Source organism: Advenella alkanexedens, from assembly GCF_019132845.1.
GTDB classification, from domain to species: domain Bacteria; phylum Pseudomonadota; class Gammaproteobacteria; order Burkholderiales; family Burkholderiaceae_B; genus Advenella; species Advenella alkanexedens.
In genome coordinates this window covers 1-24,865 of record NZ_JAHSPR010000007.1, presented here as the reverse complement: position 1 = coordinate 24,865, position 24,865 = coordinate 1, and the positions used below count along the sequence as shown (strand labels likewise).

At 49.0% G+C, this 24,865-nt stretch carries 23 protein-coding genes; 10 read left to right on the top strand and 13 right to left on the bottom strand.

What is annotated here, in order from left to right:
- Positions 1–13: 13 nt before the first annotated feature.
- The 3 genes from rlmB to KU392_RS09875 all read right to left on the bottom strand — a co-directional run bounded on the left by rlmB (position 14) and on the right by KU392_RS09875 (position 4,139).
- Positions 14–754, bottom strand: a complete 741-nt coding sequence (gene rlmB, locus KU392_RS09885; RefSeq protein WP_217735196.1) for a 23S rRNA (guanosine(2251)-2'-O)-methyltransferase RlmB — start codon at positions 752–754, stop codon at positions 14–16.
- Between the two features lie 21 nt (positions 755–775).
- Complete coding sequence (gene rnr / locus KU392_RS09880) at positions 776–3,235, bottom strand: ribonuclease R (protein WP_169294984.1); 2,460 nt, start codon at positions 3,233–3,235, stop codon at positions 776–778.
- A gap of 142 nt (positions 3,236–3,377) precedes the next feature.
- Positions 3,378–4,139, bottom strand: a complete 762-nt coding sequence (locus tag KU392_RS09875; protein ID WP_169294985.1) for a TSUP family transporter — start codon at positions 4,137–4,139, stop codon at positions 3,378–3,380.
- Between the two features lie 148 nt (positions 4,140–4,287).
- Between KU392_RS09875 and KU392_RS09870 the strand changes: the two genes are divergently transcribed.
- The gene (locus tag KU392_RS09870) at positions 4,288–4,668 is read left to right on the top strand and encodes a SirB2 family protein (RefSeq protein WP_169294986.1); all 381 of its coding nucleotides are present in this window, start codon (positions 4,288–4,290) and stop codon (positions 4,666–4,668) included.
- 168 nt (positions 4,669–4,836) lie between these two features.
- Here the strand turns inward: KU392_RS09870 and KU392_RS09865 are convergent, their stop codons facing one another.
- On the bottom strand, positions 4,837–6,639 hold the full coding sequence (locus KU392_RS09865) for an ABC transporter ATP-binding protein/permease (RefSeq protein WP_169294987.1): 1,803 nt from the start codon (positions 6,637–6,639) through the stop codon (positions 4,837–4,839).
- Between the two features lie 277 nt (positions 6,640–6,916).
- Between KU392_RS09865 and KU392_RS09860 the strand changes: the two genes are divergently transcribed.
- Genes KU392_RS09860 through KU392_RS09845 form a run of 4 tightly spaced genes read left to right on the top strand, consistent with a single transcriptional unit; the run spans position 6,917 to position 10,789 of the window.
- Positions 6,917–7,930, top strand: coding sequence for a sulfate ABC transporter substrate-binding protein (locus KU392_RS09860; RefSeq protein ID WP_169294988.1), 1,014 nt, complete (start codon positions 6,917–6,919; stop codon positions 7,928–7,930).
- Positions 7,931–7,952: 22 nt separating this feature from the next.
- Positions 7,953–8,789, top strand: coding sequence for a sulfate ABC transporter permease subunit CysT (gene cysT / locus KU392_RS09855; protein WP_217735195.1), 837 nt, complete (start codon positions 7,953–7,955; stop codon positions 8,787–8,789).
- Between the two features lie 8 nt (positions 8,790–8,797).
- On the top strand, positions 8,798–9,709 hold the full coding sequence (gene cysW, locus KU392_RS09850) for a sulfate ABC transporter permease subunit CysW (protein WP_169294990.1): 912 nt from the start codon (positions 8,798–8,800) through the stop codon (positions 9,707–9,709).
- Between the two features lie 12 nt (positions 9,710–9,721).
- Complete coding sequence (locus tag KU392_RS09845) at positions 9,722–10,789, top strand: sulfate/molybdate ABC transporter ATP-binding protein (protein ID WP_217735194.1); 1,068 nt, start codon at positions 9,722–9,724, stop codon at positions 10,787–10,789.
- Between the two features lie 192 nt (positions 10,790–10,981).
- Here the strand turns inward: KU392_RS09845 and KU392_RS09840 are convergent, their stop codons facing one another.
- The 5 genes from KU392_RS09840 to KU392_RS09820 form a co-directional block, all read right to left on the bottom strand.
- Positions 10,982–12,286, bottom strand: a complete 1,305-nt coding sequence (locus KU392_RS09840; RefSeq protein WP_169294992.1) for a sulfate adenylyltransferase subunit 1 — start codon at positions 12,284–12,286, stop codon at positions 10,982–10,984.
- A gap of 24 nt (positions 12,287–12,310) precedes the next feature.
- Entirely contained in the window at positions 12,311–13,261 is a 951-nt protein-coding gene (gene cysD / locus KU392_RS09835) for a sulfate adenylyltransferase subunit CysD (protein WP_169294993.1), read from the bottom strand.
- Positions 13,262–13,300: 39 nt separating this feature from the next.
- Positions 13,301–14,092 (bottom strand): phosphoadenylyl-sulfate reductase, encoded by a 792-nt coding sequence (locus tag KU392_RS09830; RefSeq protein WP_169294994.1) that lies wholly within the window; start codon positions 14,090–14,092, stop codon positions 13,301–13,303.
- 202 nt (positions 14,093–14,294) lie between these two features.
- A complete protein-coding gene (locus KU392_RS09825) occupies positions 14,295–15,911 on the bottom strand; it encodes a GMC family oxidoreductase (protein ID WP_169294995.1) in 1,617 nt (538 codons plus the stop codon).
- Between the two features lie 112 nt (positions 15,912–16,023).
- Entirely contained in the window at positions 16,024–16,992 is a 969-nt protein-coding gene (locus tag KU392_RS09820; protein ID WP_217735193.1) for a D-2-hydroxyacid dehydrogenase, read from the bottom strand.
- A 96-nt stretch (positions 16,993–17,088) separates the two neighbouring features.
- On the opposite strand from KU392_RS09820, the gene KU392_RS09815 reads away from it, so the two are divergent.
- Together KU392_RS09815 and KU392_RS09810 are read left to right on the top strand one after the other, a co-directional pair.
- Positions 17,089–17,880, top strand: coding sequence for a ferritin-like domain-containing protein (locus tag KU392_RS09815; RefSeq protein ID WP_169294997.1), 792 nt, complete (start codon positions 17,089–17,091; stop codon positions 17,878–17,880).
- A 23-nt stretch (positions 17,881–17,903) separates the two neighbouring features.
- The gene (locus KU392_RS09810; RefSeq protein ID WP_169294998.1) at positions 17,904–19,157 is read left to right on the top strand and encodes a D-amino acid dehydrogenase; all 1,254 of its coding nucleotides are present in this window, start codon (positions 17,904–17,906) and stop codon (positions 19,155–19,157) included.
- Here KU392_RS09810 and cueR read toward each other — a convergent pair.
- Positions 19,138–19,542 (bottom strand): Cu(I)-responsive transcriptional regulator, encoded by a 405-nt coding sequence (cueR, locus tag KU392_RS09805; protein ID WP_169294999.1) that lies wholly within the window; start codon positions 19,540–19,542, stop codon positions 19,138–19,140. The two genes, KU392_RS09810 and cueR, sit on opposite strands and share 20 nt — an antisense overlap.
- An 18-nt stretch (positions 19,543–19,560) precedes the next feature.
- The gene (locus KU392_RS09800) at positions 19,561–21,834 is read right to left on the bottom strand and encodes a heavy metal translocating P-type ATPase (protein WP_217735192.1); all 2,274 of its coding nucleotides are present in this window, start codon (positions 21,832–21,834) and stop codon (positions 19,561–19,563) included.
- 108 nt (positions 21,835–21,942) lie between these two features.
- Between KU392_RS09800 and KU392_RS09795 the strand changes: the two genes are divergently transcribed.
- Positions 21,943–22,413 (top strand): TM2 domain-containing protein, encoded by a 471-nt coding sequence (locus tag KU392_RS09795; RefSeq protein ID WP_217735191.1) that lies wholly within the window; start codon positions 21,943–21,945, stop codon positions 22,411–22,413.
- A gap of 56 nt (positions 22,414–22,469) precedes the next feature.
- A complete protein-coding gene (locus KU392_RS09790) occupies positions 22,470–22,943 on the top strand; it encodes a T6SS immunity protein Tdi1 domain-containing protein (protein ID WP_169295002.1) in 474 nt (157 codons plus the stop codon).
- Between the two features lie 56 nt (positions 22,944–22,999).
- Here the strand turns inward: KU392_RS09790 and KU392_RS09785 are convergent, their stop codons facing one another.
- Together KU392_RS09785 and KU392_RS09780 are read right to left on the bottom strand one after the other, a co-directional pair.
- Positions 23,000–23,653, bottom strand: coding sequence for a class I SAM-dependent methyltransferase (locus KU392_RS09785; RefSeq protein ID WP_246587423.1), 654 nt, complete (start codon positions 23,651–23,653; stop codon positions 23,000–23,002).
- A gap of 288 nt (positions 23,654–23,941) precedes the next feature.
- Complete coding sequence (locus KU392_RS09780; protein WP_217735190.1) at positions 23,942–24,709, bottom strand: sulfite exporter TauE/SafE family protein; 768 nt, start codon at positions 24,707–24,709, stop codon at positions 23,942–23,944.
- On the opposite strand from KU392_RS09780, the gene KU392_RS09775 reads away from it, so the two are divergent.
- Positions 24,631–24,865: hypothetical protein (locus KU392_RS09775; RefSeq protein ID WP_217735265.1), on the top strand; the 235-nt coding region annotated here is incomplete at its 3' end. The genes KU392_RS09780 and KU392_RS09775 overlap by 79 nt on opposite strands.

The following is a 24,865-nucleotide window of genomic DNA, read 5'->3' as shown; positions in this document are numbered from 1 at the left end:
ATTGAATTTTAATTTATTTTACCTGGCGCTGACGGACAGTTTCAAACAGACAAACCGCACTGGCTACACTGACGTTAAGGCTTTCAACCGACCCCTGCATGGGAATACGCACCAGCTCATCACAGGTTTCCCGTGTCAGACGTCGCATTCCCTCGCCCTCCGCCCCCATGACCCAGGCAATGGAACGGGTGGCATCCACCTCATGAAAGGTGCCGCTGGCCTGGTCATCGGTGCCTATCAGCCAGACATCCCGCTCTTTGAGCTGACGCATGGTTCGGGCAAGATTGGTTACCATGATGTAAGGAACGGTATCGGCGGCACCACAGGCCACACGCTGAACGGTGGCATTAATGCCCACCGCCTTGTCCTTGGGCGCAATCACGGCATGAACCCCGGCAGCATCGGCCGTACGCAGGCACGCGCCCAGGTTATGAGGATCGGTCACACCGTCCAGAATCAACAAATGAGCAGGCCCCTCGATCACATCCAGGACGTCATCAATATTGACCGCCAGCTGCTTATGTTTGGCCAACGCCACCACACCTTGGTGACGAACACCTTTGGCCAGACCATCAAGACGCTCCACAGGAACCGGATGAATGCGGATTTTGTTTTTTTCCGCCTGATCAACCAGGCTTTGCATGCGCTTGTCTTTGCGTGATGCTTCGATATATATTTCCCGGATTGAATCGGGTGCATGGCGCATGCGGGCAACTACCGCATGAAATCCTGCCAGAATTTGACTGCTTGACATATAAATTGATTACCTTTGTATTTACCTTCGCTTACGCGTTGATTTTTTGTTTTTTTGCACGGTAGCGGGTCGAGTTGACTTTTTCAGCTCTGCCCGTCTTTGATGTGCGTTTTGCCCCTTCAGGGCTTCGGGTTTGGGCTTGGCCGGGCGCTTTAACTGCCGCGGCGCGGACTCAGCACGCTGGGCATCTTTACGCAATGACTCGAAAGTGGTGCCCTTGACCAGCGAAAACTCAATTCGCCGGGCCTCCAGATCCACCCGTGTCACCTGCACCTGCACCGGATCCGTCAAGCGGTAACGCATACCCGTGCGCTCTCCGCGCAATTCGTGCAAGCCTTCATTGTATTGGAAATAGTCGGTACCCAATTCCGAAACATGCACCAACCCCTCAACAAACAGGGTTTCAAGTGTGACGAACAAGCCAAAAGGCGCAACACCGCTTACCCGTCCACTGAAAACTTCACCCACATGCTCACGCACATACCAGCATTTAAGCCAGGCCTCCACATCGCGTGAGGCATCATCAGCCCGACGCTCGTACGCAGACAGCATCATTCCCAGACTATCCCAGACAGCATGTTCATGCTCTTTATGGGTTTCACCCGGCTCTTTGGGTACACCCGACAACTCGGGGGTATAGTGCCGGTGAGCAAGAATAGACTTGATAACCCGATGCGTGAGCAAGTCAGGATAACGGCGAATGGGTGAAGTGAAATGCGTATATTGTTCATACGCCAGACCAAAGTGCCCTACGTTGTCAGGACTGTACATGGCCTGCTGCATGGATCTTAGACACATGGTCTGAATAATCTGGAAGTCGGGGCGTGAACGCCCGGCATCAAGCACAGCGGCATAGTCCTTGCCGGAAGGATCGTCGCCCCCGCCCAGCGTCAATCCAATGGTACGCAAGAACTCACGCAAGGCCTCGAGTTTTTCAGGCGTTGGGCCCTCATGAATACGGTACAGTCCCTGCCGTTTGTTTCTTAATACGAAATCGGCTGCACAGGTGTTAGCCGCCAACATGCATTCTTCAATCAACTTATGCGCATTATTCCTGATAAACGGAACAATTTGCTCTATCTTGCCCATTTCATTGCAGAGAATCCGGGTTTCGATGGTGTCAAAATCCATCGCTCCACGCTGTTCGCGTTTTTTCTCAAGCGCCTCATATAAAGCATATAAATCCTGGACATGTGGCAGCAAATCGCCCAATTCGGTACCCGCGGGGCCCGTTGGCTGCTGCAAGGCATTCCAGATTTGCGTATAAGTGGTACGCGCATGTGAGTTGATAACCGCATTGTAAAACTGGTATGCCGTCACTGTTCCCGCTTTGGCCCCCGTCATGGGAATAACCATATCGCACACCAGAACCAGACGGTCGACCTCCGGATTCAGGGAGCACAGACCATTGGAAAGCTTTTCGGGCAACATGGGAATGACCCGGCGCGGGAAATACACACTGGTTCCGCGCTCTATGGCATCCCGGTCAATGGCATCGCCAGGTTTGACATAATGGGAAACATCGGCAATGGCCACTAAAAGCCGCCATGCCATTTTTCGGCGTTTCTCAGTACCGATGTTTACCACCTCGGCATATACGGCATCATCAAAGTCACGAGCATCCTCACCGTCAATCGTGATGAATGGTACATCCCGCAAATCGATACGGCCTTTAAGATCCTGGGGCTGCACCTCATCGGGCAGGCTTTCCGCCTGTATGAGGGTGGTATCGGAAAACTCAACCGGGACATCAAATTTGCGCACCGCAATTTCAATTTCCATACCCGGGTCATCAATTTCACCCAGCACTTCAATGATTTTCCCCAAGGGCTGGGTATGGCGGGTTGGCTGCTGAATAATCTCAACCGTCACCACCTGCCCGTGCCGGGCCCCGCCCAGGTCTGCATTCTGTACAATGATGTCGTGCTTGATACGCTGGTCTTCGGGCACCACGACATAAAGACCCTGCTCATGCAGCAAACGACCTACCAGCCGTGTTGTGCCGCGCTCCAGAACTTCTACAATGGTGCCTTCAAGCTTGCCTTTATATTCACCCGTGGGTTTTACCTGGACCCGGTCGCCGTGCAAGACCTTCAGCATTTCACGGGGTGACAGGAACAAATCCTGTGAACCGTCTTCTGGAATCAGAAAACCGAATCCATCCCGATGCCCCTGGACTTTACCGATTACAAAATTTTTCTGTTGGGACAGCTGCCAACCACTTGGCGTTTGCTCAAGCTGACCATCTCTTTGCATGGCACCCAAACGTCTTTCAAGCCCCACAATGCTGGCGTCTCGAGACAGCCCGAATGCGCCAATCAGGGCATTCACGTTCAGGGGAAGTTTTGAATCCCGGAACACCTGAAGAATATTTTCACGGCTTGGAACATCGGGATCAAAGTCTGGCGTGCTGTCCGTAAGAGAACTGTTTGCCTGGGCAGGCCTGTTTGTCGGGTTTTTTGTGGTGGTTCGATTTGCCAATACAGTCACTTCCTGGTTATTTCAATTTATGATTTATGATGCAATAAATGCTTATAAAACCATACTATCCTATTACGGCTTTATGATACTTACATGACGGCCCTGCCATTTGAAAAATCAGCGGCCAACCACCTGCTGTTTTCTAAAGTTTTTCAAGCAGGTAACGGGTGACCATGACAAAACAGACCAGCACAATAAGCGGACGAATAAACTTGCTGCCATGACTGATGACCATTAAAGAACCGGCATAAGCACCAATTATTTGCCCAACAATCATGATACCACCGATCAGCCACAAGACTTTGCCACCCAGCACAAAAAGTGCTACTGAAGCGACATTGCTGGCAAAATTAAACACCTTGGCATTGGCCGTTGCCTTGATGATTTGCTGTCCCCGTAACGCCACATTGGCCAGGGAAAAGAAGGAACCGGTTCCCGGACCAAAAACACCATCATAAAAAGCAATAAGTGGCACAACGGTACAATTGAAAAGCCTGGCGTTCATGCGTGGCGACCGCTCCAGCTTGCCGGCAGACGGTGTAAATAAGAAATACAGCCCGATCATTATCAGCACGACAGGAATCACAATATCCAGCACCGAGACATCAACCAGCTGAATGATAAAAGTACCCAATGCTGCCCCTGCAAAAGCCAAAAGCGCCGGTTTCCAAACATCCTCAAAGCGCACGACTCTTTTTCTGAGCATGGTCAGCGAGGAAGTCAGTGTCCCAAAACTGCCTTGCAACTTATTGGTGGCCAAGGCATTAATGGGAGGAACCTGGGCCAGCAATAACACCGGAATAGTGATCAGGCCACCGCCACCGGCGATGGTATCGACAAAACCGGCCAGCATGGCAACCAGGAAAAGAATCAGTAAAACATCAGGCCCAACAACAAAATCCATGCTGCATCCGGATAAAAAAGACTTGAATATCAGAAAAACGCCAATCCGAACGCATTAAGCCGATAAACCGTAGGGTAAAAAATCAAAAACAATATCCATCAGTTAAAATATTCAACTTCCAGTATTTGACTTTTTTAAAATCGAGATTATGGCTGATTATTATCTACCCATCAAGCACCTGCACATGACCTGTGCCTATCTGAGCATCACTTTTTTCCTGATTCGCGCCTTTTGGTCAATTACAGGCTCACGCATGCTGCACATCGGCTTTGTCAAGGTGGCTCCGCATGTGATTGATTCCGTCCTGCTCATATGCGGTTTTATCCTGGCAGCCATGATCGGGCCCAACCAACCCTTTATTCTTGCCAAAATAGTGGCGCTGATTGCCTATATTGGCGTGGGCACAATAGCCATCAAACGAGGAAAAACGCCTGTGCAAAAATTAATTGCCACCGTTATTGCCGGCCTGATTTTCCTGTATATCATTGGTGCCGCCATTAACAAAAGCGCCCTGTCCTGGTTCGTTTAAACGAAAGATCTGGCACAATAACAACAAAACCGCCTTTATCGCATTTGGATATCATCCGGTTTGCGGCGAAGACGGTTTTTTTAAACGGTTGATTTTTCAGCTGTTTTCCAAAGCCGGCAAAAGAACGCTAAAACAGGCGGCCCAACCCGGAAAACAGCGCCTTGGGCCTTAAGCCGTTGCCTCAGCCTGCAAAGGCTTGAAGTCCCAGATGCCCTCTCCACGCAAATACAGTAAATGCGTATGATGTGCGTACAGGGTGCTGCGATGCCCCACACTAATCAGACGCAATTCAGGCAGTCGTTCGGCAATCAGCCGGTACATGGCATCTTCAAGACCCTCATCCATCGCTGAGGTGGCTTCGTCTATGAATGCGGCAACCGGTTTGGCCAGCAGCAAACGGCCAAACGCAATTCTTTGCTGCTCGCCCAAGGAAAGAATATTGGTCCAGCTCACCACTTCATCCAAACGATTGACCAAGTGCCCCAGATTCACATCCTGCAAGACTTTGCGGGCCTGCTCATGACCATCCTCAGGTACTTCGTTGGGATAGTACAGCACATCCAGCAATGAACCTTCTGGCAAATAAGGTTTTTGCGACAAAAACAATACCTGATTATCAGGCCGCACCACCTGCCCTTTCGAATAAGGCCACAAACCGGCAATCGTTCGCAGAATGGTGGTTTTACCCGACCCCGAAGGACCTTGCAGCAACAAAGAGTGACCAGGCTCCACCACAAAAGACAAGTCCTTTACCAGGCATTTGCCCGATGGTGTGGTAATGCTGACATTACGCAGCGCAACCGTATCCTGCTCTACCTTGACCTCAGGAACCGGCAATTTATCAGCGGCACGGGAATTTTGCACAAAACCGCTTAAACGATCCAGAACCGCCCGGTAACCGGCAAACGTATCATAGGCATCACGGAAAAATGACAGGTTGTCGTGCAAAGTACCGAAGGCTTGCGCCGTTTGGATCATCGCACCCAGCGTAATTTGCTGGGAAAAAAACCTTTTTGCCTGAATAATGAAAGGGAAAATAACCGCGGTTTGCGACACCAGCAAGTTGAACCCCTGGAGTTTGACTGAACGAAAAACAATGGCCCATACATTACCAATCACTCGGGCAAAACGGTTGCGCAGTTTCTGCCCTTCAATCGCTTCACCCTTATAAAAAGCAATGCTTTCGGCATATTCACGCACACGCACGAGTGAATAACGGTAATCCGCATTAAAACGTTCATCAAGAAAGCTCAGGCGAATAAGCGGACGCCCGATCTTGAAGGCAAAGACCGTGGCAATCAGGATATAAATAAACAGGGCAAAGACCATCCCTTTTGACAGGGTGAATCCCAAAACGGTTAAATCACCGGACAGCCCCCAAAGAATAATGGTAAAGGCAACGGCTGAAACCAGGGAGCTGACCAAACCCAGCAAAAGCGTCAGGGACGTGGTTACAAAACTGGACACGTCCTGCTGGATACGTTGATCGGGGTTATCGGCCGGTGTTTCAAGATAATGAGAGCGATAATAGCTGCTTTTTTCCAGCCATTGCGAAAGCAGGGATTCATTCAGGGACTCACGCCACCTGATGGTGAAGCTCTGTTGCAAATAATAAGACACCAGCACCCGGGAGATATGGATCGCGGCCAGTATGGCAAACACCCCCATCTGGATCCAGAATCCGTCTTCATTCAGTTCTTGCAACGCGGTATACATCGTGTTGTACCAGTTCGAGAACAGCACGCTGACCCGCACACCGAACAGGCTTAAAAACAGAATCACCCCAAATGTCAATAAAGGACGCAGGCTGTTTTTGGGATTGAAGTAATCACCCGCCAACAACCAGAACTGGCCTGCCCATTTGGTTGTTTTAACCAGAATGAAACCCACCAGTCCCAGCATGACTGATGAGATTACAAAAGCCTGCAAGATCCAAAGCGCACTGTCTTGTAATTCTTGGCCCCAATTCATTGATACTCCTTATCATTTTTTTCTCATGGGCAAATAGAGTCTGCCATCGGCAATAAAGTTCATCACTTTACCTGAAGTAGGCATTAAATAGTAGTTAAAAAAATAATGCCTATTCAAATGCCAACTATTTTAATCGGCACCAGCTTCTGTTTCGCTTATAGCCGTTAAGCATATAAATATCAATTTTTTTTCGTTCTGATTTTATGCCGCTGTCTCTACACTTGCATTAACACGACATTAAGCCATACCTCACACTGCATAAAACAGAAGGATTGATATGACCTACGGATTTAAAAAAACGAAATTGACCGCCCTTGCCATTATGTTGGGACTAAGTTCTGCTTATGCGTGCGCGAAAGATATAACGCTGCTTAATGTCTCTTATGATCCAACCCGTGAGTTATATCAGGAACTGGATAATATTTTTGCCAAACAATGGACAGAAAAAACCGGTGATACCCTGACGATCAAGCAATCCCATGGCGGTTCAGGTTCACAGGCCCGTTCTGTTGCCAACGGACTGGACGCAGACGTGGTGACCCTTGCCCTGGCAATTGATATCGATTCGATTGCCAAAACCGGCAATCGCCTTAATCCCGACTGGGAAAAGAACTTTGCCCATAACAGCACCCCCTTCACCTCTACCATTGTTTTCCTGGTGCGTAAAGGCAACCCGAAAAACATTAAGGACTGGGGTGATCTGGCCCAGCCCGGCGTGCAGGTCATTACGCCCAACCCCAAAACCTCAGGAGGCGCACGCTGGAACTACCTGGCAGCCTGGTCATGGGCCTTGCGCCAGCCTGGTGCCACCGAAGAAAGCGCCAAAGACTATCTGAACAAACTGTATGCAAATGTACCCGTTCTTGATTCCGGTGCACGGGGTTCAACCCTGACATTTGTACAGCGCCAGATTGGAGATGTTTTACTGGCCTGGGAAAACGAAGCGTTTCTGGCCCAGAAAGAACTGGGCACCGGCCAGTTTGATATTGTGGTGCCCAGCCTGTCCATTTTGGCTGAACCACCCGTAGCCCTGGTGGATTCCGTGGTGGACAAACGGGGCACCCGTGAAGTGGCAACCGCTTACCTGAACTTCCTTTATACCCCAGAGGCTCAAAAAGTGGGAATTAAACATTTTTATCGTCCAACCGATAAATCCCTGGAAGAAGAAGCCGCCAAACAGTTTCCAAAACTGGAAACCGTATCCATCAAGGAGCTGGGTGGCTGGGATGCGGTCAATAACAAGCATTTTGCCGATAACGCCATATTTGACCAGATTTACATCAAAAAATAAGCACCGCTTATATTGAGTTTAGATGAATATTTTACAAAAACAATATTCGGTCCTGCCCGGTTTTGGTCTGACGTTTGGCATTTCTTTATTATGGTTATGCCTGATTGTTCTGATTCCCTTCGCGGTTCTTTTCGGGCAGGCCGGGCAACTTGGCTTGGGCAATTTTCTGGAAGTCGTGGGTTCCGAACGGGTGCTTCATGCCCTGAAAATCACTTTTGGCACCTCACTGGCCGCCGTACTGGTTAATCTGGTATTTGGACTGATTACCGCCTGGGTACTGGTTCGTTACACATTCCCGGGCAAAAAAATTGTGGATGCCTTTATTGACCTGCCATTTGCCCTGCCCACGGCGGTTGCCGGTATTGCGCTTACCACCCTTTACGCCCCCAATGGTCTGATTGGCCAGGTTTTGCAAAAATTGGATATCAAAGTAGCCTTTACGCCCGCTGGTATTACGGTAGCGCTTATTTTTATCAGCCTGCCTTTTATTGTGCGTACCGTACAACCCGTGCTGGAAGACCTTGAGGTTGAACTGGAGGATGCCGCGACCTGCCTGGGGGCCAGCCGCTGGCAGATTTTCAGCAAAGTAATTTTTCCGGCCATTACACCTGCCCTGCTGACCGGGGCTGCCATGGCATTTGCCCGAGCAGCAGGTGAATACGGTTCGGTGATTTTTATTGCCGGCAATATTCCCATGGTATCTGAAATTGCCCCTTTACTGATTACCGCCAAACTTGAACAGTTTGACTACAACGGGGCAACCGCGATTGCCGTTACCATGCTTTTTATTTCCTTTCTTGTCCTGCTTCTGATTAACCTCATCCAGCGCTGGAGCAACCGCCGTTATGGCATGAATTAAAGAAAACCATGAGCCACTCCTCTACGCCCGATTTCCGGACAGAACAGCCCTTGACGCGATGGATATTAACCACCATCGCGCTGGCTTTTGTCTTCATATTTATTGCACTGCCCCTTTTCCTGATTTTCAGCGAAGCCATTTCCAAAGGATTTGAATTTTACCTGACGACGATCCAGCATAGTGATGCGATGGCCGCCATCTCATTAACATTGCTCACTGCCGCCATTGCCGTCCCCCTGAATGTGGTTTTTGGGGCCTGTGCGGCATGGGCGATTGCCCACTTCAACTTCCGTGGCAAAAGCTTTTTAATTACCCTCATCGACTTGCCTTTCTCGGTCTCACCGGTCGTGGCCGGTCTCATGTACCTGTTACTGTTTGGCAGCCAATCCACCCTGGGTACCTGGCTGATTGAGCATGATTTTAAAATAATTTTTGCCGTCCCCGGTATTGTGATTGCCACCACATTTGTGACCTTTCCCTTTGTGGCCCGTGAACTGATTCCCTTAATGCAGGCACAGGGCTCGGACGAGGAACATGCGGCCATGGTATTGGGCGCCAACGGTTTACAGGCTTTTCTGAAAGTCACCCTTCCCAAGATCAAGTGGGGACTGCTGTATGGCGTTATTTTGACCAATGCCCGTGCCATGGGTGAATTTGGTGCCGTCAGTGTTATTTCCGGTCATATTCGCGGCGCCACCAATACCATCCCACTTCATGTCGAGATTCTTTATAATGAATTCAATATCGCCGGGGCATTTGTATGTGCTTCCGTACTGGCTTTGCTGGCTATTGCCACCTTGGTTATCAAAACAATTATCGAGTGGCGACAAAATACACTGGTCGCGCGCTCCCTGGCACGCACAAAGTCTGCCAAAACCGCATTTGCCATGCCTGCCCGGCAGGTTGCAACCGCATCATAAACAGGAATTATCGTGAGTATAGAAGTTCAAAACATCTCAAAAAAGTTTGCCGGGTTTACGGCGCTTGACAACATCAACCTGGACATCCACAGCGGTGAACTGCTTGCCCTGCTGGGCCCTTCAGGTTGCGGTAAAACCACCCTGCTGCGCATCATTGCCGGTCTTGAAAAGGCCGATTCGGGCAAAATCATTTTTAACGGGCAAGACAGTACCGATACCCATGTCTCCAAACGCCAGATCGGTTTTGTTTTCCAGCATTATGCCCTGTTCCGGCACATGACCGTGTTCGACAACATCGCCTTTGGCCTGAATGTTAAGCCACGCAAAGAGCGTCCTTCCCAAGAGGTGATCCGGGAAAAGGTTATGGCTTTGCTAAAAATGGTGCAACTGGACTGGCTGGCCAATGCCTACCCCTCACAATTGTCTGGTGGCCAACGCCAGCGGATTGCCCTGGCGCGTTCTTTGGCAGTTGAACCCCAGGTATTATTGCTGGACGAACCTTTCGGCGCTTTGGATGCCAAGGTACGCAAAGACCTGCGCCGCTGGTTACGTGACCTGCATGATGAGATCAATTTAACCAGCATTTTCGTCACTCACGACCAGGAAGAGGCCCTGGAGGTATCCGACCGGGTGGTGGTGATGAATCACGGTCATATCGAACAAGTCGGCAGCCCCGATGAGATTTATGACACTCCGGCCAGCCCATTCGTGACCCAGTTCCTGGGTGATGTGAACCTGTTTCATGGCCGAATCCAGGACAAACACTTCACCAGCGGTGACTTCCGCCATGAGATCAGCCAGCACAGCGTACATTTCACCGGCACTGAAGCCATTGCCTACATCCGGCCGCATGATATTGAAATCAGCCTTGATGCCACCAATGCCCTGGGCCATGGCCAAATAGAGCATATCCATTCGATTGGCCCGATTGTCCGGGTTGAAATTGCCCGCGACGGCCGGGACGAGAATATTGAAGTGGTCCTCACCAAAGAACGCTACCGTAGCCTGGGCTTAATGCCGGGTGATAATGTGTATGTGAAAGCCAGGAAAGTGGCTGTGTTTGACCCGGCCAGTGTTTGAGTGATTCAGATTCCCATACTCAAGGTGTGAGAGTCTGGACACAAATACGAAAATGGACAAAGGTTCCCACGCAGGAGCATGGGAACCAGTACAGCCTGGGCTTAATGCCGGGCGATAATGTGTATGTGAAAGCCAGGAAAGTGGCTGTGTTTAAGACTCGTCCCCATGCTCCTGCGTGGGGACGCCTACAGCTTAATTAATAATACCCGCCGCCACCGTGTTATTGCTGGCTTCATCAATTAGGATAAACGAACCCATAATCTGGTTTTGTGCGTAAGCATCCACCACCAGCGGTTTTTGCAAAGACAGGCCCACCTTGCCAATATCATTCAGGCCCAGCTGTTCTTTGTCAGCCGTGTCCAGCAGGGTTTGTACATCCAGCACATGATGGATCTGGTTAACACGTACCGGCACGGTGGCTGAGGTATGTTTCAGCAGATACTTTCTTTTCAGGTTCAAGGGGAATTCATCAAACCAGCAGATATTGGCAGACAGCGTATTGCTAGAATCAACCTCGGCCTGTGCATCCACCAGCATGTCGCCACGGGAAATATCAATATCCACATCAAGGCGGATGGTAACCGTACCATCTTTCAATGCCTGTTGCACGTTACCGTCGGGGGTGATAATTTCTGTGACAGTTGCTGTCTGGTTGGCGGGCAATACCCTGATCTGCTGGCCCACATACACGCTGCCCTGGGCCACCTTGCCCATATAACCTCTGAAGTCATCCGCCTGTGAGCCATCCTGGCGAATCACCAGTTGCACCGGCAGGCGCAGGGCCTCAGGCGTATTCAGCTCATCTTCCTCCCCATTATCCAGCGACTCCAGAATAGATAACAATGGCTCACCATCATACCAAGGGGTTTGCGCGCTCTTGAAAACGATATTGTCGCCCCCCAGGGCCGATACGGGAATGAAGTGAATCTGGCTTGCATCCAGCCCAAGCTGCTGAGCCAATGCCAGATAAGCGGTTTTTACCTGATTGAAGCGCCCTTCATCAAACCCCACCAAGTCCATTTTATTGACTGCCACCAATACGTGACGGATACCCAGCAGTTTAATCAAGGCAGTATGACGCTTGGTTTGCGCCAGCAATTCAAACTCACCATTTTCTTTAATGGCCCGCACAATATCAATTAACACAATCGCGGCATCGGCGGTAGAAGCGCCTGTCACCATATTACGGGTGTACTGTTCATGCCCGGGGGTATCCGCAATAATGAACTTGCGGTTTGCTGTTGAAAAATAACGGTAAGCGACGTCAATCGTAATGCCCTGCTCACGTTCAGCCTCCAGGCCGTCAGTCAGCAAAGAAAAATCAATCTGTTCGCCGGCTGTTCTTTTATGGCGGGCTTTCTGGATCGCTTGCAACTGGTCTGTCAGTACCGATTTGCTGTCATATAACAAACGGCCAATCAGTGTGCTTTTACCATCATCCACCGAGCCAGCGGTAATGAAACGCAACAAGCCCCGGGTATTTGTTCTTTCTGTCATATCTTTCTCACTATCCAATCTTTATCAGAAGTAGCCTTCTTTTTTGCGTTTTTCCATTGACGCTTCACTGGTCTGGTCATCCATGCGAGTGGCACCGCGCTCGGTAATTTCCGTAATCGCGGTTTCCTCGATAATGGCTTGCGGTGAAGCCGCTGTACTTAAGACCGGGCAGGTGCAACTGATATCGCCCACGGTACGGAAGCGTACGGTCAGCACTTCGCTTTGCTCATCGTCTTTTTTAGGCGTTAAGGACGTTACCGGCACCAGCAAATTATTACGACGCACCACTTCACGCTCATGGGCATAGTAAATGGAAGGCAGGCTCAAGTTTTCCTGTTCAATGTATTGCCAGATATCCAGCTCGGTCCAGTTTGAAATCGGGAAAACGCGGATTTGCTCACCGGGATGAATCCGGGCGTTATACAAGTCCCACAACTCAGGGCGCTGGTTCTTCGGATCCCACTGACCAAACTCGTCACGGAAAGAAAAAATACGCTCTTTGGCACGCGCTTTTTCTTCATCGCGGCGGGCACCCCCCATCAAGGCATCAAAGCCGTTTTCCTCCACGGTTTCCAGCAAGGTCACGGCCTGTGCGGCATTACGCGAATCATTCTCACGGCGCAAGCGTACGGTACCCTTGCGAATGGAGTCTTCCACATGCCCCACCACCAGGTTCAAACCATATTTTTTAACCAGCTCATCGCGAAAGGCGATCACTTCAGGGTAATTATGTCCGGTATCAATATGCACCAGCGGGAATGGCAGGTTCAGCTTGCGATTTCCCAGCCGGAATGCCTTCATGGCCAGATGCAACAAGACCACGGAATCCTTACCGCCCGAAAACAGCAAAGCCGGTGAACGGCACTCGGCCACCACCTCACGAATAATATAAATCGATTCGGTTTCCAGCCGTTTCAGATGTTCGGTATGCAATTGTGCTTTCTCAAAATGCACGGTCTCAGTTATGCTATTCATTACTCATCCTGGTGTTCTTAAAATTTCCATGGTTACTGCTTACGCTGTGGGGGCCGGGCTGACGTGCAGGCCACATTCCTTGCTGTCCCGCGATTCCCACCACCAGCGTCCGGCACGAGGGTCTTCACCGGCACGAACCGCCTTGGTACAGGGTTCACAGCCAATACTCGGGTAACCCTTGTCGTGCAACACATTAACCGGCAAATCGTAAAAATCGACATAAGCCCAAAGCTCTGCCTCTGTCCAGTCAAACAAGGGGTTATATTTAAGGATATTTCTGGCCGTATCCTGCTCTTGCAAAGCAAGCTCAGTGCGAGTTACCGATTGCTCACGGCGTTGTCCCGTAATCCAGGCATCAGCCTGTGCCAGCGCCTGGTCAAGCGGAACGATTTTTCTTATCTGACAGCATTTTTTACGGGCTTCAAGACTATCGTAAAACCCGTTAAGGCCATAAGTATTCACATATTCGGCCAGCGCCCCGGTTTCAGGACGGTACAGTTTGATTTCATAGCCATAACGCTGTTTTACCTGCTCAAGCAAAGCCAGGGTTTCCTGGTGCAGACGTCCGGTTTCCAGCGTAAAAATATCAATGCCCTGATTCACGGTATTTTTCAGGTCTGTCAAAATAATATCGGCCAACACTTGGTCTTCTGCCGATAAACTGGAAGCCAACCTCACGCGGGAATGACTGCCGGCAATGAAACGAAGCCGCTCTGTCAGCACCGCCCTTTTATCCTGTAATAATGTAGCGCTGACACGACCTTTGGGGGGTGACCATAACAGGGGCTGCTCAAACCCTCCTGCAAAATCACTGACTGTTTGTAAAGACATGGTTAACCTAAATTTAAAAACCAAACCTCTTGCATATTGCAATTTATATTCTGGTTCGGTATAACAAATCAGGTTTTTATAATATAGAGTTAGCGCTCGAACGCAAACTAACTAATACTTCTTTGCATATTCAAACAGGCTATATCCATGGCATTTTCATGAAGCCTGAAATAATCAGGCCAAAATCAAATAAAAGAATAGACTAACGTGATGCCAGGATCATTCTGGCTCCTTTTTCGGCAATCATCATGACAGGTGCATTGGTATTGCCCGATGTAATCCGGGGCATGATAGAGGCATCAATCACCCTCAATCCGCTCAGACCCTTAACCCTGAGTTCCGGATCCACCACGGCTTTATCATCGACCCCCATACGACATGTTCCTACCGGATGAAAAATGGTGGTGCCAATTTCACTGGCAGCCCTGACCAGATCTTCTTCTGTTTGATAGATGGTGCCCGGTTTATATTCGATGGGATCATATTTTGCCAGAGCATCCTGAAACACTATTCTTCGGGTCAGTTTCAGACTATGCACGGCGATCCGTATATCTTCATCGGTACTTAAGTAGTTGCATATGATATCGGGCTTGTCGTGACAGGCAGGCGAAACGATATTCACCTCACCCCGGCTGGTAGGCCTTAAATTGCACACCGAAGCCGTAAAGGCAGAAAAAGTATGCAAAGGCTCGCCAAACTTTTCCAGGGACAGGGGTTGCACATGGTATTCAAGATTGGCACTGCCCTGCTCATCAGAGGAGCGGGCAAAAACCCCCAATTGGGAAGGCGCCATGGTTAAAGGCCCCTTGCGGAACAAAGCATATTGCAGGCCCATCCAGGCCTTTTGCAGGGGGGATTGCATCATTTTATTCAGCGTCTTTACCCCAGACACTTTATAAATCATGCGCAATTGCAAATGGTCCTGAAGGTTTTTACCAACCCCCGGAGCATGATGCACGACCGGAATCTGCAGTTTATTCAGGTAAGAAGCCGGGCCAACCCCCGAGCGTTGCAATATTTGCACTGAACCAATGGCACCGGCTGACAAGACCAGTTCTGCCGCTGCGTTGGCCTGATACAGTTTGCCATTAATATAATACTGAATACCCCGTGCCCGCTTACCCTCAAAGACGATACGATCACAGATGGCATGCGTAAGAACCGTCAGGTTTTTCCGCGACTTGACCGGATGCAGAAAAGCCTTTGCCGCACTGAAACGCAAGCCTTTTTTTTGAGTCACCTCAAAATAAGCACTGCCTTCATTATCACCACGATTGAAATCATCAATGGGTGCAATACCGGCCTGGGCAGCAGCAGCCCTGAAGGCATCCAGGATGTCCCAACGCAGGCGTTGGCTTTCCACCCGCAATTCCCCATTGGCACCATGCCAGTCATTACTGCCTAAATGATGGTTTTCAAACGCTTTGAACAAAGGCAGCACATCATCCCAGGCCCAGCCGGCATTACCCAGACTGGCCCAATAGTCGTAATCCTGCTTTTGTCCGCGCATATAAATCATGCCATTAATGGCCGAACTGCCCCCCAGCACCCGCCCACGTGGGTAAGCAATACTGCGATCATGCAGTCCCGCATCAGCTCTTGTATTAAAACACCAGTCGGCTCGCGGATTGCCGATACAATACAAGTATCCCACCGGAATATGCAGCCAATGCCAGGAATCCGATCCTCCCGCTTCTAACAATAAAACCCTGTTTTCGGGGTTTGCAGATAAACGGTTGGCAAGCAGGCACCCGGCCGAACCAGCCCCTACGATAATGTAATCAAACTCTCCAAATAAAACCGGTTTCTGATTTTGCATATCCGCCTCTGAGACGCTGTTTTTTACTTCAAAGAAAGCGAAACCAGCATAGAACTTTACAATTTTTGACACAACAAGGGCAAACACCTATCCATCATCACCGGCAACATGATTACGAGAACACCTGATTGCGAATTTCTCCCCGCACAAAAGAATTAATGTTATTAATCAACTGGTCAGCCAATGCCTGGATGGCTTCTTCACTGGCCCATGCCACATGTGGTGTCAAAATAAAATTGGGATAATCCATCAATGCCATAAACGGATGTGAATCGGGCATGGGTTCAGTGGTCACCACATCAAATGCCGCACCACCAATCTTCCCGTCTTTAATAGCCCGCACCAGTGCCTCCTCATCAACCAGACCGCCTCTGGCGGTATTCACCAGCAAGGCAGAGGGTTTCATTCTGTCAAACTCAGGGTCTGAAATCATATTCCGGGTCTCTGGTGTCAATGGCAGATGCAGGCTCAGAATGTCTGACGTTTCAAGTACTTCATCAAAAGGGCGATAGTTCTCATCACGTGGTGCCTGCCCTTTACGTGAGGCAAAAACGGTTTTCATGCCCAAGCCCCTGGCCAGACTGGCCAGGGAGGAGCCTAAGGCCCCCGAACCAAAAATACCCAGGGTACTATTGGCCAAGTCCTTGATAGGATAATCAAAATAACAAAACTGACCGCTTTGTTGCCAACGTCCGGCCTTGACAGAAGCATGATAGGGAATAAGACTTCTGCGCAAGGCAAAAATAAGCGCCAAAACATGCTCTGGCACACTATTGACCGCATAATTTCGAATATTGCTGACCACACACCCCTTGACTTCACAGGCTCTAAGATCGACGACATTCGTGCCGGTTGCAGAAATCGCAATCAGTTTCAGGCTGGCCGCACGAGACAGGCTGTCATTATCAATCATGACCTTGTTGGTAATCACAATGTCGGCATTTTCAATACGTTCGGCCACCAGATGGGGCTGCGTATTGTCATGCATATCCACCCTACACTCAAAAGCAAAGGGTTTTAACCGGATAAAATCCGGAATGGTGGCTCGATCCAGAAATACAATATGGGGAACACGACTCATGATAATAATCCACAACACTAAAACCATTCACTATATCATCAGCCTTATTTAGCTAAAATAGGGTCAATACCAACCATCTCCAAGAATGATTGTTTTATGTCCTCCCCCCTTTCCCTTCGTGAAAGTGCCCTTCAGGCGCTGATCATTTCAGATCCTGATGAGAAAATTGCGGCTGTCCAAAAAATTTCATTTGATACCCTCCTTCACACACAGGTAATAACACCACCAAGCCAGACTATTCCGGGCCGCCCCTTGCGCCCCGAATTGGTTCCGCCACAAAAAGTCACCTATCGTTCCGTGCATAGTGAACAGGGCAAAGCGGCACTTATTCATGCGATTGCCCACATCGAATTCAATGCCATTAATCTGGCGCTGGATATTATCTGGCGTTTTGCCGATTTGCCTGATGATTTTTACCGCGACTGGCTGCGGGTTGCCAAGGAAGAAGCCTATCATTTCTCGCTGGTTCGGGATCATTTACGCAATCTGGGGTACGAGTACGGTGATTTCACGGCTCATAACGGTTTATGGGAAATATGTGAAAAAACCGCCAACGATCTCATGGCCCGGCTTGCCCTGGTTCCCAGAACCCTTGAGGCACGTGGCCTGGATGTTTCACCGGTCATACAAAACAAGCTGGCCAGCATCAATGACCACGAAGGCGTCAAAATCCTGGATATTATTTTGCGTGATGAAGTGGGACATGTGGAATTAGGCAACAAATGGTATCTTTACATGTGCCAGCAAACCGGAAAAGACCCCATTGCCACTTATGCCAACATGGTACACACTTACCATGTGGCAAAACCCAAAGGCCCCCTTAACGTAAAGGCCAGAAAACAGGCGGGCTTTACCGATGAGGAACTGGCCTGGCTCAGCTCGGATTAATCGTTTCATACATAGGAATAACCATGGAAATACTTATTTTAGGTGCAGGTGTAATCGGTTTGACAACAGCATACTACCTTACTGAACAAGGTCATAAAGTAAGTATTCTTGATAAAAACCCCGATGTCGGTCTTGAAACCAGCTATGCCAACGGTGCCCAGCTTTCTTACAGCTATGTTGCCCCGCTGGCGGGTCCGGGCATCATTGGCAAAGTCCCCAAATGGCTGCTTGACCCCAACTCTCCATTGCGCTTCCGGCCCAGCCTGGATCCGGCCGATATCTGCTGGAACCTGCGCTTCATGAAAGCCTGCAACGCCACCCAAAGTGATAAAACCACCCGTGAGCTGCTGCAACTTTCCTTTCTTAGTCGTGATCTGTTGCATCAGTTAATGCAAACCGAAAAACTGGACATGGATTTTCAGGCTTCAGGCAAAATGGTGCTGCACCGCAGTAAAGAATCCTTCAACAGCGCAGTCCAATTGCTTGATTTCCAACGCCAGCTGGGTTGCGAACAATTTGCCCTGAACACCGATGAATGCATCGAAAAAGAGCCTTCTCTTGCCCCCTTAAAAAACCTGATTACCGGTGGCATTTATACCCCCAGTGAAGAGGCCGCCGATTGCTTTAAATTTTGCCAAAGCCTGAAAACGGTGTTATTAAGCCGGGGGGTTGAATTTATTTTCAACCAGGAAATTGCCCTTTTGCAAAAAAACGCTTCATCACACGTCAGCGTCATGCTTAAAAACCGGCAAACGCTTTCAGCCGATCATATCGTGGTGGCACTCGGTTGCGAAAGTACCGCCTTGCTTAAACCTCTTCATATAGATGTGCCTGTACGCCCGCTTAAAGGCTACAGTCTTACCCTGCCTATCCAGAACGATAGCCAGGCACCGCGTATCAACATTACCGATTTTGAACGTAAGGTGGTTTATGCCCGTATTGGCAAACGCCTGCGTATTGCAGGCATGGCTGACCTGGTTGGCATGAATAAAAATATTGATCCCAGCCGCATTAAAACCCTGATCAACGAAGCCAGGGCAGTTTTCCCCGAGGCCGGCAATTACGCCCAGGCAGAACAATGGGCCGGCTTACGTCCCGCCACCCCCAAGGGCAAACCCATTATTGATGGCACCCAATACAAAAACCTGTGGCTGAATATTGGCCAGGGTGCACTGGGCTTTACCCTGGCGACCGGCTCGGGCAAATTGCTGGCAGAGAAAATCAGCGAAAAAACGCCTTCGATTCCCGAGGCAATGTTCAATCTGAGCAATGCGTAATCTGGCCAAGATCCTCCAATATCGGGCAATTGGGACGCTGGTCACCCGAGCAATGCCGATTCAGGTGCTGCAAGGTATCCACCATGGCCTGTAATTGCCGAATCTTGGTCTGCAATGCCTTTATATGCTGCTGGGTTATTTGCTTGACATCGGCACTGGCACGCCTCTGGTCATTCCACAAGGCCAGCAACTCCTGGATCTGTGCAATTGAAAACCCCAGATCCCGTGAGCGGCGTATAAAATGCAAGGCATGCAAATCTTTTTCCGCATATTGCCGGTAGCCCGAATCACTACGATGGACCGGATGGATTAAACCAATATCCTCGTAATAACGGATCATTTTTGCCGAGATGCCTGTTTGCCTGGCTGCTTCTCCAATATTCATGGACGTTTTCCTGCCGGGTTATTTCACCGAGAACCTGCGTAATCTTAATGCATTACTCACAACAAATACACTGGACAAGGCCATGGCAGCCGCAGCAAACACCGGTGACAGCCCCAGGCCATAGGCCGGATACAGCACACCAGCGGCAATAGGAATAAGCGCCACATTGTAGGAAAATGCCCAGAACAGATTCTGGTAAATGTTCCTGAACGTTGCCTTTGACAATGAAACCGCATGTGCCACATTCTGGATGTTTTTGCCCATGAGCACGACATCGGCCGATTCAATGGCAATGTCCGTACCGGTACCAATGGCCACACCCACATCGGCGTTGGCCAGAGCCGGTGCATCATTAATGCCATCCCCCACAAAAACCAAGGTGCCCATTTCCTGTTTAATCTGATTTACATATTTGACTTTATCATCCGGCAAGGCCTGGGCATACACCTTATCAATCTTCAACTGACGGGCAATGGCCTGTGCTGTTTGCGTGTTATCGCCTGTTAACATCACGGTTTTAATATTCATATTGTGCAAATGTGCGATGACACTTGCCGCATCTTTTTTAACGGTATCGGCAATCACAAACAGGCCGACTGCCCGGGTATTGACCGCCACAAAAATGGGTGTTTTGCCGGCATGTGAAAACTCCGTGCCTTTTTCAGCCAGATCCCTTATATCCACCCCCTGGCTGGCCAGGAATGTTTCCGATCCAATCAAGTAAGCATCATGACCAATACGGGCCTGAATGCCGGCCCCCAGAATATTGCGAAAGTCATCCACCTGTGGTAAATGCAGCGCCTGTTCTTGTGACGCTTTCACAATCGCCAGGGCAATCGGGTGTTCGGATTGCTGCTCAATAGCGGCGACATGAGCCAATAGCTGTGCCTGCTCAAAACCCTCCACCACATATAAATCGGTCAATTCGGGACAGCCATGCGTCAAAGTACCCGTTTTATCAAATACGACCACTTTGGTGTCTTTTAATAGCTGCAGGGCACTGGCTTTGCGAAACAGGATATTCAGCTGTGCCGCACGACCTGTTGCCACCATAATGGAAACCGGCACGGCCAGACCCATGGCGCATGGGCATGCAATAATCAACACAGCTACAGTAGCAGTCAAGGCATGCGGCAGCAAAGGTTCAGGGCCCCAAATCATCCAGGCCATAAACGTGAAGACGGCCACCAGCAGCACCGCCGGCACAAAGCGGCTGGTTACCACATCCAGAATATTTTGGATCGGCAATTTATCGGCCTGGGCCTGCTGCACCATCCTGATGATATTGGCCAAGACCGTGTTTTCACCCACCTGCTCCACTTTGACTGTTAAGCTGCCATTGGTGCTGACCGTGCTGCCCACCACTTTATCACCGCTTGTCTTGCTAACCGGCAAGGGTTCACCGGTCATCATGGATTCATTAATATGCGCCTGGCCACTGATCACGACCCCATCGGCCGGCACGGTTTCCCCAGGCCGGACCAGCACCGTATCGTTCACCTTTAATTCGTCCAGCGGGATATCGCGCACCTGGCCGTTTTCGATCAGGTGCGCTGTTTTAGCCTGTAAACCAATCAGACGGGCAATCGCCTGACCGGTTTGTCCCTTGCTGCGGGCTTCCAGGTAACGGCCCAACAAGATCAGGGTGCTAACCACTGCAGCCGCCTCAAAATACACAAAACGGGAATTTTCAGGGATCAACCCGGGCATGACCGTCACAATGGCTGAATAAACATACGCACTACCGGCACCAATGGCCACCAGGGCATTCATGTCCGGCGATTTTTGCATGAAGCTTTTTACCCCTAGTGTAAAAAAGCGCCGCCCAGGAAAAGCCAGTACAATCGTGGTCAGAACCCATTGAATGATCCAGCTGGTTTGCATGGGCAGAAAAGCATGCAACCAATGATGAAAACCGGGAATGACATGCCCGCCCATTTCAAGAATAAAGACAGGAATCGTAAAAACAGCTGCGACCATCAAGTCCCGTTTCAGGTCTGCAATCTCACGTTGACGATGTTCTATTTGCTCCTGGGTCTGCTTGTCTGCCCGTTCAACAAGCGCGGCTTCGTAACCGGCCTTGCCAATAACGGCGATAATCTGCCCGGCCTGGACCGCGGGATTGCTCAATTCAACATGGGCGGTTTCCGAGGCCAGGTTAACATTAACTTTCTCAACACCCTCGATTTTGGCAATCGATCTTTCAACTCGCCTTACACAAGAGGCGCACGTCATGCCATGAACCACGAACTCGTAATGGGGAGAAACATCTAAGGACTTTGAATTTGTCATGATAATCACAAAAATAAAGGATAATCCATATTAACTGATTTATTATCAACCCTCACACTATGGGAAGGTCAAGCTGTTTTGCGCCCGACTCATACGGAGAAACTGTTAATGCTGCAAAAACTTTTGCTACCGGTGATTGTATTTATCATCGTGCTCATCGGCCTGACCTTCGGAGAAGGTGTGTTTACAGCCCTGGCACAATGGTTAAGTCAAATTACCGGTATCGTTATTTATAATTTCCAGGATCTTTACTGGACAATTTCACTTTATGTTTCGAGACATCCGGTGAAAATTGTGGTTGCCATTGTCATTACCGCCATTGTTTGTATCTGGATTTACAAAAACAAGGGTGAGGAAATGAACAACCAGGCCAACTCACGAAAAATAGGCATTTTTCTGGCTGTTTTTCTGGGCTGGCTGGGTGCGCACCGTTTCTATGCCGGTCATATAGGTATGGGTTTGTTGTACCTGCTACTCAGTTTTATTTGGCTGCCATTATCGGTATTTCTGGGCCTGATTGATGCTGTCAGATACATTTTCATGAATGATGAAGAATACAAAGCCAATATTAAGGCATAATCTTAACTATCCTTAATCCATTATTACAACCGGGCACAAGCCCGGTTTTTCATACCATGCAATTAAATATCAAAGACCTGGTGATTGACACTTCCACCATTGACAGCAAAAAGCTGCTGAAAGCCTGGGAATGGCTCATTCCTTTTGAAACGGAAATCATCATGATTACCCAAACCGGTGATGCATTCCTGATCGAAAAAGATAACGGTGCCATCCTTTTCCTGGATACCCTGGACGGCGAACTTGAAGTACTGGCCGACTCCCTTGAGTCCTTCCAGCAGTTACTCGAAGATGAAGCCTTTGTGATTGATTATTTTTCCTGTGAACTGATCGCCCCATTATTGCATCATCAATTGCCACCGAATACCGTTTACGGCCTCAAAACACCACCGGTACTGGGCGGCCAATACCACAGCGACAATCTGGAAATATTTGATGTTGAACATCACTTTTCAGACATGGGTATGCTATGGGAGGAAATTGGCAAGATAGACATGGATGAAGAAGGTACTGAAAACCGTGAAGAATAGCCATCTTCATACGCTTTTTTGATCCAATGCCTGCCAGGCTTTTGCCTGGCCCCCTCTTATAGCAATGAAGGGCTGATATCCCGTTGATAGCGCAGGAATCTTCCCGAATAGGATTCGGGCACATTATCAATCTTAAAAGCGTAAGGACGGTGGATTTTTTTATCTTCCGCCAATTCAAAGCCATACGCTGACATTTCTCTTGTGAAGCGGTTTCTATACCCCCTGTTTGGATCCATCACCCAAACTTCCGAGCAGGCCTGCGCATGCTCATGGATATATTTCGCCACCTGCCCCGGACTGCTGGGCTCATAAAGCAAATCACTACCCATGATCAGGTCATAGCGGCCAGATAACACCGGCGCGCCCGTATCTGCCAAAGAAACCGGCCTATTAGGGCCCCACTGGCCATAACGGTAGTTGATGGGCGGTAAATCATTGTTTTTAAGATTTTTATATAAAAAATGCTTTGCCAATGGATGCCGGTCACTCGCGGTTACATTTCGACCCAAGCGATGAGCCGTCATGCTGGCCAGCCCCAAACCGCACCCTATTTCCAAAATACGCTGTTCAGGGTCTATCGGCTCTTTAGTCACTTTAATGGCCAGCTGCAAACCTGAGGGCCATAACATGCCAAACAGTGGCCAGGCGGCTGAACAAATTCCCAAACGCTGGGCAGCCCCATTGGGATCGTAATATTGCTGTTTATCCAATAAAGTGAAAATTTCCAAGGGTGCTTGCCCTGGAATATGAATAGTACGTAATTTGGTTTTATATGGTATGGATGTAAGCATAGCCCCCTGCAATTCAATATACACATTGGTTACTATACCCCATATTTTCATAAATAAATCTTATTTAGCAAAAACCAAAAAGATAGCCGCAATTTAATGGATTTTTTCGGATATTTAATTAAAAATAAATGCAATTTAACGGATTTTTAATTAAAATGGTTTTTCTTATTCCCTATATCAAAGGCCTGTAATGATATGGAAAACAAATTAAAACCAAAAAGATTGAAGAGCTCCCCAAATCATTTGCAAGCTTAACAATACCATTGTTACCCTGAAACCCAATCGGAAGATTTTATCGGGTAAATTATCAAGTAAACGGGTACCCACATAGGTTCCCACCAAACCACTGACAATCATGGCAATAAGCATGGGCACCCATTGGGCGAATGCGAAGCCCAAGGCACCAAAGGCCAAAATTTTCAGTCCATGCTGAAAAACCATGCAAGTCGCATGTGTTGCCACCAAAGGCTGTTTAATATATCCCTTGGAGGCGATCAAGGCCGCCACCATAGGCCCTGCAGCGCCAACAATCATGGCAGCAAAACTGGTTAATGCTCCCCCCAGAATAAAATATGTTTTGCTAATAGATGAAGCCTGTTTAATTTTGGCACCAAAAACAGACCATAAAATAAAAGCCGCTAATAAGAGTTTGGCAAAGGTATCCGGAATATACATGACAACCGGCCCACCCATTGCCACGCCAACGATACTGCCAACCACAAACCATAAGACCAATGGCCAGACAATATATTTGAACTGAATAACGGTTCGTCCCAGGTTTGAACCCAATTGCACAATAGCATGAACTGGAAGCACACTAGCCACTGGCATACCAGTCCCCATCAAGGCCAATAAGGCAACCCCACCGCCAAGTCCCATGGCTGCTGTTAAAGCAGATGTTAAAAAACTGGCAAAAATCAGTACAATTGCAAAAGTTCTGCTTATTTCTTCAGGTAAAAACAGCCATTCAAACATTTATTTTCATCCTTTTAGCAAGTTTGACCGGCAATAAAAAAACCCCTTCAGTAGTGCTGAAGGGGTTTTTCGTAATAAAGAGCCTGACGATGACCTACTTTCACGGATGTCCATCCACTATCATCGGCGCGAAGGCGTTTCACTGTCCTGTTCGGG